This is a genomic window from Lentzea sp. NBRC 105346, assembly GCF_030269605.1.
In the GTDB taxonomy this organism is placed as follows: Bacteria; Actinomycetota; Actinomycetes; order Mycobacteriales; family Pseudonocardiaceae; genus Lentzea.
The window spans coordinates 898,344-911,402 of the sequence record NZ_BSTQ01000001.1 but is presented as its reverse complement, the minus strand read 5'-3'; the positions used below and the strand labels follow the sequence as shown (position 1 = coordinate 911,402).

General features: G+C 68.2%; 11 protein-coding genes. 4 read left to right on the top strand and 7 right to left on the bottom strand.

Annotated features, from left to right (window positions below):
- Nucleotides 1-8: 8 nt before the first annotated feature.
- Nucleotides 9-1,190 (bottom strand): cytochrome P450, encoded by a 1,182-nt coding sequence (locus QSK35_RS03420; RefSeq protein ID WP_285742103.1) that lies wholly within the window; start codon nt 1,188-1,190, stop codon nt 9-11.
- 117 nt (nt 1,191-1,307) lie between these two features.
- Here QSK35_RS03420 and QSK35_RS03415 point away from each other — a divergent pair, with 117 nt between their 5' ends.
- The gene (locus QSK35_RS03415; protein ID WP_285742101.1) at nt 1,308-2,495 is read left to right on the top strand and encodes a cation:proton antiporter; all 1,188 of its coding nucleotides are present in this window, start codon (nt 1,308-1,310) and stop codon (nt 2,493-2,495) included.
- On the opposite strand, the gene QSK35_RS03410 is transcribed toward QSK35_RS03415, so the two are convergent.
- Entirely contained in the window at nt 2,458-3,405 is a 948-nt protein-coding gene (locus QSK35_RS03410; protein ID WP_285742099.1) for a helix-turn-helix transcriptional regulator, read from the bottom strand. The genes QSK35_RS03415 and QSK35_RS03410 overlap by 38 nt on opposite strands.
- 54 nt (nt 3,406-3,459) lie before the next feature.
- Here QSK35_RS03410 and QSK35_RS03405 point away from each other — a divergent pair, with 54 nt between their 5' ends.
- A complete protein-coding gene (locus tag QSK35_RS03405) occupies nt 3,460-3,612 on the top strand; it encodes a hypothetical protein (RefSeq protein ID WP_285742097.1) in 153 nt (50 codons plus the stop codon).
- On the top strand, nt 3,609-4,214 hold the full coding sequence (locus QSK35_RS03400) for a GNAT family N-acetyltransferase (RefSeq protein WP_285742096.1): 606 nt from the start codon (nt 3,609-3,611) through the stop codon (nt 4,212-4,214). The genes QSK35_RS03405 and QSK35_RS03400 overlap by 4 nt, the downstream gene beginning before the upstream one ends.
- Here QSK35_RS03400 and QSK35_RS03395 read toward each other — a convergent pair.
- From QSK35_RS03395 to QSK35_RS03385, 3 genes are all read right to left on the bottom strand, one after another.
- Entirely contained in the window at nt 4,211-7,012 is a 2,802-nt protein-coding gene (locus QSK35_RS03395; RefSeq protein ID WP_285742094.1) for a right-handed parallel beta-helix repeat-containing protein, read from the bottom strand. The genes QSK35_RS03400 and QSK35_RS03395 overlap by 4 nt on opposite strands.
- 147 nt (nt 7,013-7,159) lie before the next feature.
- Nucleotides 7,160-8,371: a cytochrome P450 gene (locus tag QSK35_RS03390; RefSeq protein WP_285742092.1), complete on the bottom strand. Its 1,212-nt coding sequence runs from the start codon at nt 8,369-8,371 to the stop codon at nt 7,160-7,162.
- The gene (locus tag QSK35_RS03385; protein WP_285742090.1) at nt 8,371-9,594 is read right to left on the bottom strand and encodes a cytochrome P450; all 1,224 of its coding nucleotides are present in this window, start codon (nt 9,592-9,594) and stop codon (nt 8,371-8,373) included. The genes QSK35_RS03390 and QSK35_RS03385 overlap by 1 nt, the downstream gene beginning before the upstream one ends.
- Before the next feature lie 145 nt (nt 9,595-9,739).
- Here QSK35_RS03385 and QSK35_RS03380 point away from each other — a divergent pair, with 145 nt between their 5' ends.
- On the top strand, nt 9,740-10,975 hold the full coding sequence (locus QSK35_RS03380) for a cytochrome P450 (RefSeq protein ID WP_285742088.1): 1,236 nt from the start codon (nt 9,740-9,742) through the stop codon (nt 10,973-10,975).
- On the opposite strand, the gene QSK35_RS03375 is transcribed toward QSK35_RS03380, so the two are convergent.
- Nucleotides 10,956-11,441, bottom strand: coding sequence for a flavin reductase family protein (locus QSK35_RS03375; RefSeq protein WP_285742474.1), 486 nt, complete (start codon nt 11,439-11,441; stop codon nt 10,956-10,958). The genes QSK35_RS03380 and QSK35_RS03375 overlap by 20 nt on opposite strands.
- Entirely contained in the window at nt 11,441-12,994 is a 1,554-nt protein-coding gene (locus tag QSK35_RS03370; RefSeq protein WP_285742086.1) for a tryptophan halogenase family protein, read from the bottom strand. Before QSK35_RS03370 ends, QSK35_RS03375 begins: the two co-directional genes overlap by 1 nt.
- Between the last annotated feature and the right edge of the window lie 65 nt (nt 12,995-13,059).

The window sequence follows — 13,059 nt, the reverse complement described above, 5'->3', positions numbered from 1 at the left end:
CAGCCCGGTCAGGCGATCACGAGCCGGCCGGGCCCGATCAGTTCCGAGTAGTCGTGGAACTCCACGGAATCCACGGTGTAGGAGGGGAACCGCTCCAGCACCGCCCGCAACGCCACCCTGGTCTCCAGACGGGTGAGCGGCGCCCCCACACAGAAGTGAATGCCGTGCCCGAACCCCAGGTGCCCGGCGGAGCGACCCGGCCGGTACTCGTCCGGCGCGGAGAACACGAGCGGATCGCGGTTGGCCGCGGCGATCCACACGCTGACCGACTGGTCCTTGGAGATCGTCACACCCTCGAACGAGACATCGGACCGCGCGAGACGCTGCACCCGCACGAGCGGCGGCCGCAGCCGGAAGATCTCCTCGACCGCGGCCGGAATACCCGACGGATCGGCGCGTAGATCGGCCTGAATCGAGGGATGTGAACCCAGGTACAGCAGACAGTTCCCCAGCAACAGTTTCGTGGTGACGTGCCCGGCGACCAGCAACGCGCGGGCGAACCCGGCGATCTCGTCGTCGGACAGCCGAACACCGTCCACTTCGGACTCGATCAGCGAGTTCAACAGGCCCGGCGCGGGTGACTTCCGCCGCGAGCGGCACAACGAGACCAGGTAAGAGTGCGTCTCGTCGACCTTGCCCTTGACATACGTCAGCAAGGCGACCTGTTCCGAAGGTGACAGGGACATGCGCTCCTCGGTCGTGCCACCGGAGAACAGTGCGTCCACCAGGCTGTGCAACATGTCCTGGTCGGGCACACCGAGCAGCGAAGCGATCACGGTGACCGGCAACGGGTCGGTGAGGCCGGCCACCAGATCCGGGCCGGTGGAGGAGAGCAACCGCGAGGTGATCGCGGCGATCTGCGGTTCGAGCTGCGCGGTCACCCTGGGCGTGAACGCCTGGTTGACGAAGCTCCGCATGGTGCGGTGCTTCGGCGGGTCCATCATGCCGATGTCGTACTGCAACAGCCCGCGGATGACGTCCATCTCCGGGCTGTCGCCGATGAGGGTGTCGTTCGAGAACGTCGCCGGGTCCGACAGCACCTTCTTCGCCTCGGCGTGGCGGAAGACGTGCCACATGCCGAACTCCTCGGCGAACAGCATCGCGCCACGCGAGCGGTGGGCGTCCAACCAGCGTCGCAGCTCCACCCCACCGTCCAAACCGGACGGTGGCTTGGTGTCAACATCGGCCATTGACCCAGGCTAGCGAGACCGGGGAGCGGAAAGACCCGCGATTACCGCGCGATGGACGGGCTGTGGTGCTCCTTTGGGCACTTGTGCCGGACAGTGGGCAAGGCGAAAGGTGCGAACATGGATCTGACCCCCCTGGCCCGGTTGTTCCTGGCGCTGGCCGCCGTGCTGCTGGTGTGCCGGATCCTCAGCATGGTGTTCACGCGGCTGCGGCAACCCGTCGTGGTCGCCGAGATGTGCGCCGGCATCGCGCTCGGCCCGTCGCTGCTCGGCACGCTGCTGCCCGCGGCCAGTCACACGTTCGTCGCGCCGGACGTCCGGCCGGTGCTCGCCATTCTGGGACAGCTCGGGGTCTGCCTCTACATGTTCCTTGTGGGCATGGATTTCTCGAAGACGTTGAGCAAACGGCTGCTGGTCAACTCGGCGGTCGTCTCCATTCCGGGCATCGTGCTGCCGCTGTTCCTCGGGTTCGGCACGGCCGTGCTCGTCGGCGTCGAGAACCGGATCACGGCGATCTTCATCGGCCTCGTCCTGGCGATCACGGCGTTGCCCGTGCTGGCGCGGATCATCGAGGAACGCGGGCTGCGGGGCAGCAAGGTCGCGTCGATCGCACTGGCCGCCGGGCTCGTCGACGACGTGCTCGCGTGGCTACTTCTGGCCCTGCTCATGGCAGTCGGCGTCGGCAACGGGCACGGCCCGCTCGCCACCCTGGCCGGCCTCGCGGTGTTCGCGCTGGTGCTCGTGTTCGTCGTCCGGCCACTGCTGCGGCGCATCCGCACACCGGCGGGGCTCTCCGTGGTCGCCGCCCTCGTGTTCGGCGCCGCGGCCGTCACCGACGTGCTCGGCCTGCACCTGGTGATCGGCGCGTTCGCGATGGGGCTGGTGTTCCCGGCGTCGGAGGCGATGCAGGAGCTCAAACGGGTCAGCGTCGTCCTGCTGCTGCCGTTCTACTTCGTCTACACCGGGCTCAGCGTCGACCTGCGCGTGCTGGCCGATCCCCGGCAGCTCGCGGTGACCGGCGCGTTCCTCGTCGTCGCCGTGGCGGGCAAGGTGATCGCGGGCACCCTGGCCACCCGGATGACGGGGGAGGGGTGGCGGGCGGCCGTGCAGGTCGGGGTGCTGATGAACGCGAGGGGTCTGATGCAGCTGGTGGCGCTGGACATCGGGCTGCGCAGCGGGTTGATCTCGCAGACCCTGTACTCGGAACTGGTCGTGGTCGCCGTGATCACGACGCTGCTGACCGGGCCGCTGCTCGGGCTGGTCGAACGGGTCAGTCCGCAGCGGCAGCCAGCAGCCGCCGCCCGATAGCCCGCACGGCCTCCCGCAGTTCCGGGCACCCCACGACCCGGAACGGCGCGGGCAGCCTGGCGAGCTCCTCGGCGTACCAGACGGGATTGCTGGTGCTGCCGGTCAACCGGGTGGTCGCGGCGTCGATCGGTTCCAGCCGGCCGAGGGTGCGCGGCAGACAGCGCGCCGCGAGGTCGAGCGGTGCCTCGATCACGACCTCGATGTCGTACTCCCAGCCGACCGCCAGGTGTTCCTCGAGCTCGGTGACCGGGTCGAACTGAGGCGGCACGAACGTGGTGGACAGCGGCTCCACCGAGCGCACCCGGTCCACCCGATACGCCCGCCGCGCCGAGGACTTGCACGACCAGCACAGCAGATACCACCGGCCATGCCGCACGACGACCGCCCACGGCTCGACCTCGGCGTCCCACTCGGAACCGGCCTCCGAGCGGTACCCGATGCGCACCTTGTGGCGTTCCGCGCACGCCTGCACGAGCGCGGACGTCGTCGCGGGATCCGGCCGCGCCGCACTGCGGTCGGGCGCGGGGGCCGCGGTCCGGCGCACCGCCTCAGCCTGCGCCGCCACCGCACTGGGCAGGGCTCGCACGATCTTGCCGAGCGCGCTGCCGACCGGCCCGGTCGGGTCGGCCGCCGCGTGGTGGCCGTCGAGCACCGCCATCACCAGACCGAGCGCCTCGGCCGCGCTGAACGTGAGCAGCCGCAGCCCGCGGCCCAGCCGGTAGCCGCCGAGCGGCCCGCGCGCGGACTCGACCGGGATGCCCGCCTCGCGCAGGATGCCGACGTAGCGGCGCGCGGCACGGTCGGTGACGCCGAGTTTCTCCGCCAGCCGCTCCGCGGTGATGCCCGGACTGCCCTGCATCAGTTCGAGCGTCAGCAGGGCACGGGCGGTGGGGCTCGCGTCCGGTCTCACAGCGGAGCTCCAATCCGGAAGTAGAACGTCCGGAATGCATCCTAACCTGCGGTCATGACCGACAACACGATCACGAAACACGAGAGTTTCGACGCGGTCGGACTGGGCATGCTGCACCATCTGACCGGACTGTGCCCGCTCGGCAACGACCCGGCGGACCGGCACTCCGACATGCTGCGGGAGAGGGAACAGGAACGTACGCGGTGAACATCAGGATCGTGCCCGCCAACGAGGCGTCGGCCGACGACCTCGACGCGATCTTCGGCCTGGCCGACTACCCCGGCCGGTGCCGGTGCCAGCGGTTCAAGGTCACCGGCTGGGTGTGGCGCGACACCACGCACGAGCAGCGGATCGCCGCACTCCAGGCGCAGACCCGGTGCGGTGACGAGAGATCACCGGTCACCAGCGGGCTGGTGGCCTATGTGGACGATGAACCCGCCGGCTGGGTGGCGGTGGAACCCCGTACCGCCTACCCGAAGCTGCTGCACGGGAGCTCGCCCGTCCCGTGGCGCGGCCGCAACGAGGACAAACAGGACGCGGGCGTCTGGGCGGTCACGTGCTTCGCGGTCCGCAAGGGCTACCGCGGCCGGGGCCTCACCTACCACCTGGCCGAGGCGACGGTCGCGTACGCCCGAGAACGCGGCGCCCGCGCGCTGGAGGCGTACGCGATGATCACCGAGCCGGGCAAGGAGATCACGTGGGGTGAGCTGCACGTCGGTGCCCGCCAGGTGTTCGAGGAGGCCGGGTTCACCGAGGTCGCCCACCCCACGAAACGCCGCGTGGTGATGCGGGTCGAGTTCGGGCGCTAAGGGGTGACCTTGACGTTCGTCAGGCCCTTCTTGGCCCGCGTCACGGTGTTCGACGCGAACACGACGTTCGGGTTCGCGGCGCACTTCGACGCGGACGACACGTAGATCGCGTACTGACCGACGCCGCCGAGGTCGGACTTGTTGCCGCGCCACGTGTTGCCGCATCCGTTGGGGAACGACGGCGAGGTGCCGGGATTGTGCGTCTCGTACCCGTTGGCGAACACACCGGGACTGCTGAAGTCGCCCGTGTTGTCCTCGATCAGGTAACCGCTGCCCTTCACGTCGATCCACGAGTCCGCCGAGTTCTGGCCCGCGATTCCCTGGCCGTGGAACGTATTGCCGCGGATCACGCCCTGCGACGTGCCCTCCTTGACGTCGATGTGCTCGGCCGCGACGCGAGGCCCGAACGTGTTGCCGACGACCTGCACCCGGTCGGACCGGTCGGCGCCACCGGTGTTGCCGTGACACGACCAGTTGGAGTTCGCGGACCCGATGTACACACCCTCGCCGTAGCTCGGTTGCACCAGCCCGGTGTCGGTGATGCGCGAGTTCCTGATGACAGCGTCACTCGACGACCGCCGGAAGTGCACCGCCTCCTCATCGACGTGATGCACGGTCACCCCGTCGATCGTGACGTGCGGCGAGTTGTCCAGCACGATGCCCTTCTTGGACTCCGCCACGGTGAACCCGGTCAGGTTCCAGTACGGCGCGCCGAACAGCCACAGGCCGTAACCCGAGTCCCAGCCCGCGGTCGGCACCGGGCATTGCGGCGGCTCGCCGGACGGGCCGTCGTTGATCAGCACGGCGGCCGGCGGGCCGGTCAGGGTGATCGGCTTCGCAGCCGTCCCGGCGCGTTGCGTGGCGAACGCCCCGCGGTACGTGCCGGGCGCGAGCTTGATCGTCGTGCCGGGAGTCGCGTTCGCCAGCGCCGCCTTCAGTTGGTCCGAATTGGACACTTCAGTCGCGTTGGCATCATTGAGGAACAAGGAGTCCGCCGGATCGGTCCTCGTCGCGTCCACGCCGTGCCCGCCGGTGTAGTCGCGCTGCTCGTTGTGCGCCCAGTCGGTGATCGGCGTGCCGGCGAAGTCCAGGTGCTGGTACGCGCTGCCGGTCCAGCCGAACTGGTAGATCCGGTGCCGGTCCGGGTAGTACTCGACGTAGGGGCCGTTCGGCGTGACCTGCTTGGTCATCGCGTTGTTGAAGAACACGTTGCGCGGCCCGGTGGCGCCGGACCACTTGACCGCCTTCTTGCCCGCGCCCCACCAGATCGGGAACCACGTCGAGTCGTCCGGACCGCCGCCGCCCTCCTCACCGCAGTTCGCGCGGCAGCTGCCGGACCGGTGGTCGTACGGGACGCGCACGGTGTTGCGTTCGAACAGGTTGTTGCGCTCCCAGCCGCCGTGCAGGTTGAGGTCGGAGTCGAAGTCGTTGCCCCGCACCACGTTGCCCGACGCCGACCACTGGAACGTGAAGTGGCGCAGGTTGCGCGACGTGTTGCCCTCGTACAGCGAGTCCCACACGCGCGAGCCGCGGAAGTAACCGTTGCCGCCCTTGCCCTTGTTCCACGACCCGTCGAGCACGTTGTCCACGATCTGGAGGTTCTTCGCCTCCTCGGTGACGATCGGATGCGAACCGGTCATGGAGGCGTGCACGCCGCGCACCCACGAGTTCGCCGCCCACTTGAAGACGATGCCGTGCATCTCGGCCTTCGGCGCGATATTGCCGTAGTTATGGGTGGCCTCGGCCGGGTCGAGGCCGGGCATCAGCTGCGTGAAGCTCAGGTTCTCGAACCCGACGCCGACCACCGGGTCGACCAGTGGCGCCGCCTTCGAGTCGTACGTGGCGCCGTCGATCGGTGGTGAACCGTCCGATATGGACGACACCGGCACGTCGAACTCCAGCGGCTTGTCCACGGTGATCGTCTTGTTCCTGGTGTCGACCGCGCTGACCGTGAAGATCTGCTGGCGCATGTGCATGTTCAGCAACGGATACTGCGTGCCGAGCGCCTGCTGCTGGGCATAGAACTTCTGCGTGTTCGCCGCCCGGATGTTGACCAGCGACCCGGCCGTGAACGTGCCGTTGGCGGCCAGGTGGATCACGCGGTCCCCGGTGCGCGCGGCGAACCCCGTGTCACCGGGCTTGGCGCGCAGCTTGACGCCCGACTTCCAGTGCACGTTGACCGTGCCCTCGAAGATGTCCTTGCGGTTCGCCGGCGCACCGCGGTAGTCGCTCGCGTAGCTGGAGTGGACACCGCGCGACTGGACGCGGAAGAGTCCGCGGCCCGGCCAGAGCCAGCCGCCCTTGCCGCTGCCGGACGTCATGCCGTCCTCGTCCCAGTCCGACCCGTCCTCGGTCAACGTGTCGTACAGGGTGTTCGCGTCCGGCTCGTACCCGATCCGCGTGGCCGCACCGGCGCCGCGAATGACCAGGTAGTCGGCGTCGACGTGCAGCTCGCGGGTCACCTTCAGTTCCCCGGCGGGCAGGGTGATGAGGCTGAGCTTCGTGTAGCTGGCGCCGGGCGAGCACGACGTCCGGATCGCGTCGATCGCGGCCTGCAAACCCGGCGAGTCGTCAATTCCGTCATTCGGCTTGACATTGTGCTGACTCGCGAGCTCGGCCGCGGTGATCTGGCAGTTCTGGTTGGGGTTGATGTCGTTCGAACCTGGCAGGACACCGGTTCCGCGATATCCCGCCTTGCTCCAGTCGTAGAGACCGGCAATCGGCGGACGCCGGTCGGACTGTGGCGCTACCTGCGCGGACTGTGCAGGTAGCGCCGTGATCGTCAGGGTGGTGAACATGCTCAAGACAATGAACGCCCGCAACATCGAGTGCCCTTCGGTGCGGGGCGGCGGTGTTTCAGTTGTAGCCCATTGTCTTGGAACCTGTCAATTTATTCATATCCCTGAAATAGGGAGATGAAAAGCTTTTCCGCCGACAAATCAAATTCAGGACGTGGTGACGACGAGCTTCTTCAGGCCGACCATGTTGGGGTTGTCGTGGAACTCCACCCCGCCGGCCTCCGCCGTGAACGACGGGTAGCGGTCGAACACCGCCTCCAGGGCGACGCGGGTCGTCAGCCGTGCCAGGGAGGCGCCCAGGCAGAAGTGGATGCCGTGCCCGAAACCCAGGTGCGGGTTGGGATCCCGGTCGGCGATGAACCGGTCCGGCTCGGCGAACACGGCCGGGTCGCGGTTGGCCGACGCCGCCCACACCATCACGATCGAGTTGACCGGGATCGTCTTGCCCCCAAGGGAAACGTCCGCCGTCGTGATGCGCGGCATGCGCGTCACGGACGGGCTCATCCGCAGGATCTCCTCGATCGCGGACCCGATGAGGGACCGGTCCGCCCGCAGCCGAGCCTGCACGTCCTGATGCGTCGCCAGGTAATGCAGGCAGTTGCCGAGCAGCATGGTCGACGTGAGGTGCCCGGCGACCAGCATCATGCCCGCGAGCCCCACGACCTCGTCGTCGGACAGCCGCACGCCGTCGACGGACGCCTGCGTGAGGCGGCTGATCAGGTCGTCGAGCGGAGCCTCGCGGCGCTGGAGGGTGTGATCGAGCAGGTAGGCCTCGACCTTCTTCACCGTGCCGGTCATCTTGTCGATGGCCGCTTCCATCGCCTCCGGTGAGGCGGCGAACTCCTCGTCGGACTCGCTCGCGCCGATCATCGTGTCGACCCACCAGCGGAACGTGTCGCGATCCGCGGTCGGGATGCCGAGCAGCTCGGCGATCACGGTGATGGGCAACGGATAGGTGAGCTTGTCGACGACGTCGACGCGACCGGTTCCCGCCTCGTCGAGCAGCTCGTCGGTCATCTCGCGGATGCGCGGCTCCAGGCGCGTGACCATGCGCGCGGTGAACGCCTGCTGGAACAGGTTGCGCGCGCCGCGGTGCTCGGGCGGGTCCTTGCGCGCCAGGTTGTGCTCGGCGATCAGGCCGAGCTTCTTGCGCAGGTGCTCGGGCATCTGCACGGACAGCAGGTCGGACGAGAACGTGACGGTGTCGTTGAGGACCTGCTTCGCCTCGGCGTGCGTGAACACGTTCCACAGGTGCAGTTCCTCGACGTGCTGCACGCCGTCCGCGGCCATGTTCTCCCGCAGCCACGCGACCTGCTCGGGACCCGACGGCGGCTGCACGGGGAGTTCGGTGATCGACATCAGCGCTCCAGGTTCAGCGTCAGGCTGCGCAGCCCGAACGTGTCGGAGTTGTCGTGGAACCGGGCGCTGCCGGGCACCATCGTCAACGGCCGGTAGCGCGCGAACAGCTGCTCCAGCGCGACCTTCGCCTCCAGCCGCGCCAGGTTGGCGCCGAGGCAGAAGCGGCTGCCGTGGCCGAACGACAGGTGCGGGTTCGGGTCGCGCAGCGGGTTGAACGTGTCCGGGTCGTCGAACACCAGCGGGTCACGGTTGGCCGCCGCCATCCACACGACCAGCGGCGCGCCCGCCTTCAGGTCGACACCGCCCAGCGTGGTGTCCGCCATGATGCGGCGCGGGTTGCGCGTCAGCGACGGGCGCAGCCGCAGGATCTCGTCGATGTGCGCGGGCAGTCCGCTCGGGTCGGCGCGCAGCTGCGCCTGCACCGAAGGGTTCTCGCACAGGAACAACAGGCAGTTGCCGATCAGCATGGTCGCGGTGAAGTACCCGGACACCAGCAGGTTCATCGCCAGCGCGGTGACCTCGTCGTTGCTCAGCCGGTGACCATCCATTTCGGACTGGCCGAGGCGGCTGATCAGGTCGTCGCCCGGCCGTTCCCGGCGGTCGGCGCAGTGCTCGATCAGGTAGTTCTGGATCTCCATCAACGGATGGCTCAGCGCGTCCGCGACGTCCGGGACGTGGTCCTCGGGGAAACCCTCCTCCTGCCCGGTCACGGCAAGGAGAGCGTCGGCCCAGCGCATGAAGGTGTTCTCGTCGGCCGGCGGGATGCCGAGGATCTCCGCGATGATCGTGACCGGCAGCCGGTAGCTGAGCTTCACGACGAGGTCGACCTCGCCGGTGCCCGCGTCGTCGAGCAGGCCGCTGGTCATCTCGGTGACGCGGTCCTCGAGCTGCGCGACCATGCGCGGCGTGAACGCCTGGTTGAACAGGCCCCGCATGATGCGATGCGACGGCGGATCCTTCTTGCCGAGGTGGTGCTCGAAGAAAAGGCCGACCTTCTTCTGCTCCTCGTCCGGGATCAGACCGGTGATCATGTCGGACGAATAGGTGTGCGGATCGGAAAGGACCTCTTTAACCTCGGCGTACCGGAATACGTGGTACATGCCGAACTCTTCGCTGAAGCTGACCGCGTGGCGCTCTCGCTGGGCCCGCAGCCACTCCACCAGCTGGGCACCGCCATCGACGGCGGACGGTGGCTTGTCGGAAAGAATGTCGACAGACGGCATCTACCCGCTCCTTTTCGTCGAACCGCGACTCTGCCAGCGGGGTGCCCGCGTGTCCACGGCGTATCAAATTGAATTACTGCGGAGTGGGGGCTCGATGGAAATGCGACAGCGCACTCAGGCAGGGCGATTGTGAGTGAATGGCAGGGTGACCAGGACACCAGCATGGACCGCGGGCGGACCCGGCATCGACCTCGCCGCACCGGAGTTCTACACCACGGAACGCCACTTCGAGGTCTGGCGCGAGGCACGGGCCAAACATCCCGTCGCCTGGGCGTCCTCCGAGGCGGGGGACTTCTGGTCGATCACCGCCTACGAGCCCGGCATGCAGGTTCTCAAGCAGCCCAAGGTGTTCATCTCCGAACAGGGCATGCGCCTGGGCGGCAACGCGGTCGCCGTGCGGCGGGCCGCCGGCAAGATGCTGGTGGTCGCGGACGGCAGCAAGCACCGCAGGCTGCGCGGGATCCAGGCGTCGTGGTTCACCACGCAGGCGGTCGCGAACATGCGCCCCGAGCTGGAAAGCAAGCTGCGCGCCCACCTCGACCGGCTGATCGCGCGCGGCACGCCGTTCGACGCCGTGCAGGAGCTCGCCGCGAAGATCCCCAGCTGGATCCTCTGCCAGCTGATGGGTGTGCCGAAGAGCGACTGGAACCGGTTGTCGCGCCTGACCGACGCGGCGTTCAACGACTCCGACGACACCCGCGACGGGATGGTCGCGCGCGTCGAGGCGCACTCGGAGATCTTCTCGTACTTCGGTGAACTGCTGGAGCACCGCCGGACCAACCCCGGCAACGACATCGTCTCCACGCTCGCGCACGCCGAGGTGGGCGGCGAGAAGCTCACCGAGGAGGAGATCCTCTTCAACTGCGACGGCCTGATGAACGGCGGCCTGGAGACCACGCCGCACGCCATCGCCGGCGCGATCCTCGCGTTCACGCGGTTCCCGGAGACGTGGCAGCAGTTGCGCAAGGACAGCGAGCTGATCGACGCGGCCATTGACGAGATCCTGCGCTGGACCTCACCGCCGATGCATGTCATGCGCACGGCCACTGAGGACGTCACCATCGGCGAGGCCGAGGTGAAAGCCGGCGACAAGGTCGTCGTGTGGCTGCCGTCGTGCGACCGCGACGAGACGATCTACCCGGACCCCGACCGGTTCGTGATCGAACGCTGGCCGAACCCCAACGCGCACGTCGGTTTCGGCGGCGGCCCGCACTACTGCGTGGGCGCCAAGCTCGCGCGGATGGAGATCCAGGTCGTGCTGGAGCTGATGCTCCCGTTGGTGCAGGAGTTCGAACTGGCCGGGGAGATCCGCCGGAAGCGGTCGAACTTCCTGCACGGGTTCGACCGCCTCGACGTCACGATCACGCCTGCCAGGAACTGAACCGGCGCAGTCCGTAGAGCAGCGGCACGTCGTGGTCCGCCGGCGAGGTGATCGTCATGACCTCGCCGAAGACCACGACGTGGTCGCCCACCAGTGACGTTTTGCTGATCTTGCAGTCCGCCACCATGTGCGCGTCGTCCACGAGGTGCGGACCGCCGGCGCCGGAGATCCAGCCGACCCGCTTGAACCGGTCCGGGTCGCCGGACGCGAACAGCTCCGCGACCGGCTGTGCGTTGGCGTGCAACAGGTTCACCGAGAACACGCCGCCGCACAGCACCGCGCTCAGCGTCGGGCTCTCCGCGCGCAGGCACACCAGCAACGTCGGCGGCGTCAAGGTCGCGCTGCACAACGACGACACGGTCATGCCGCGCGGCGAGCTTCCGTCGAACGCCGTCACGACGGCGACGCCCGTGGGGAAGCTCGCCATCAGCGAGCGGAACGAGTCGGTCACCGCCGCGGTGGTCATCACGGCGCCACCTTGTTCAGCGAGCCGAGATAGTCCCGCAGGGACGGCAGGCGTTCGGTCAGATCCCGCGCCTGGTCCCGCACGAGCTGGAACTCCTTGCGGGCCGCGGTGTCGTCGATGTACCGCAGCGCGGGCGGCGCCTGCACGGCGAAACCGCCGAGTCCCAGCAGCATCGCGCTGTAGGAGTACGGCTCGAACCCGTGGTAGTGCGGCCAGATCGTGCCGGTGTCCGGCAGACCGGCCCGCCACAGCTCCATGCGCTCGGCCAGACCGTCGGGCAGCGGACGGGTCTTGGTGTCTCGCCAGTACTGGGTGTCGGCCCGCGCGGCCGCGTAGTAGTGCAGCACCAGGAACTCGCGCACGCCGTCCATGACGCCCGCGATCTGCCGGTTGTACGACCTGGTCAGGCGCTCGTCCCAGCCGGCGGCGGGGAAGTGCTTGACCAGTTGCTCGATCGCGTTCTGGATGAAGAAGATGCCGGTCGACTCGAGCGGCTCGACGAACCCGCTGGCGAGGCCGATCGCGACGCAGTTGCGCACCCACGAGTCGCGCGAACGGCCGATCCGCATCTTGATGTGGTTGGCCTCCAGGCCCTCGGCGGCCGGCCCGACGTGCGACCGCAGCGTCCGCTCGGCCTCCTCGGGCGTGGCGTAGTCGCTCGCGTAGACGTACCCGGTACCGATCCGGCCGAACAGCGGGATCGTCCAGATCCAGCCCGCCTCCTGCGCGGTGGCCGTGGTGCACGGCCGCATCGGCGTGTCACCGTCGGTGGGAACCCGCAGCGCCACGGCGCTGTCGTTCGGCAGAGTGTCCTGATAGGACTGGAACGGCTCCTCGAGCGCCTTGCCCAGCAACAGGGACCGGAAGCCGGTGCAGTCGATGAACAGGTCGCCGTGCACGTCGCCGTGGTCGCGCGTGACCACGTGGCTGATCCAGCCGCGCTCGTCGAGCGCCACGTCGAGGACGTCGTCGAGCACGTGCTTCACGCCCCGGTCGGTACCGTACTTCGTCAGGTACCCCGCGAGCAGCGCCGCGTCGAAGTGGTACGCGTACGGGAACTGCGTGCCCTGGTCGGCCAGCGTCGTGCGGTACGACGGCGCTTCGCTCTCCTGGAAGTCCTGCTCGAACAGGCGCCCGTCGAGGTAGCGCGGCGAGCGGTGGTTGTCGCACAGCGACGAGATCAGGAAGCAGTCCTGGTCGAACCGCCCCGTGCCCGAGGTGTGCAGCCACCAGTCGGTCAGGGAGAACCCGTCGACGACCCGCAACCTTTCAAAAGGGTGATAGAAATGGCCGCCGGGCTCACGCCAGTTCTCGAACCGGATCGCGAGCTTGTAGGACGCACTGCATTCCGGCATCCAGTCGCGTTCGTCCAGGCCCAGATAGTCGAAGAAGTGACGCACTGTCGAGAACGTGGCTTCGCCGACGCCGATAGTGGGGATTTTACTAGATTCGACAACGGTAACGGAAATCTGGTCCCCGAAGGCGGCGCGCAGATACGACGCCGTCATCCACCCGGCCGTACCGCCACCCACGACCACGACGTTCCTGAGCATCTCGCCTCCACACCGATCCGGTGGTCCGGTCGCGGGAAGGTTATTCCGCAATTGGGAACCCGGCG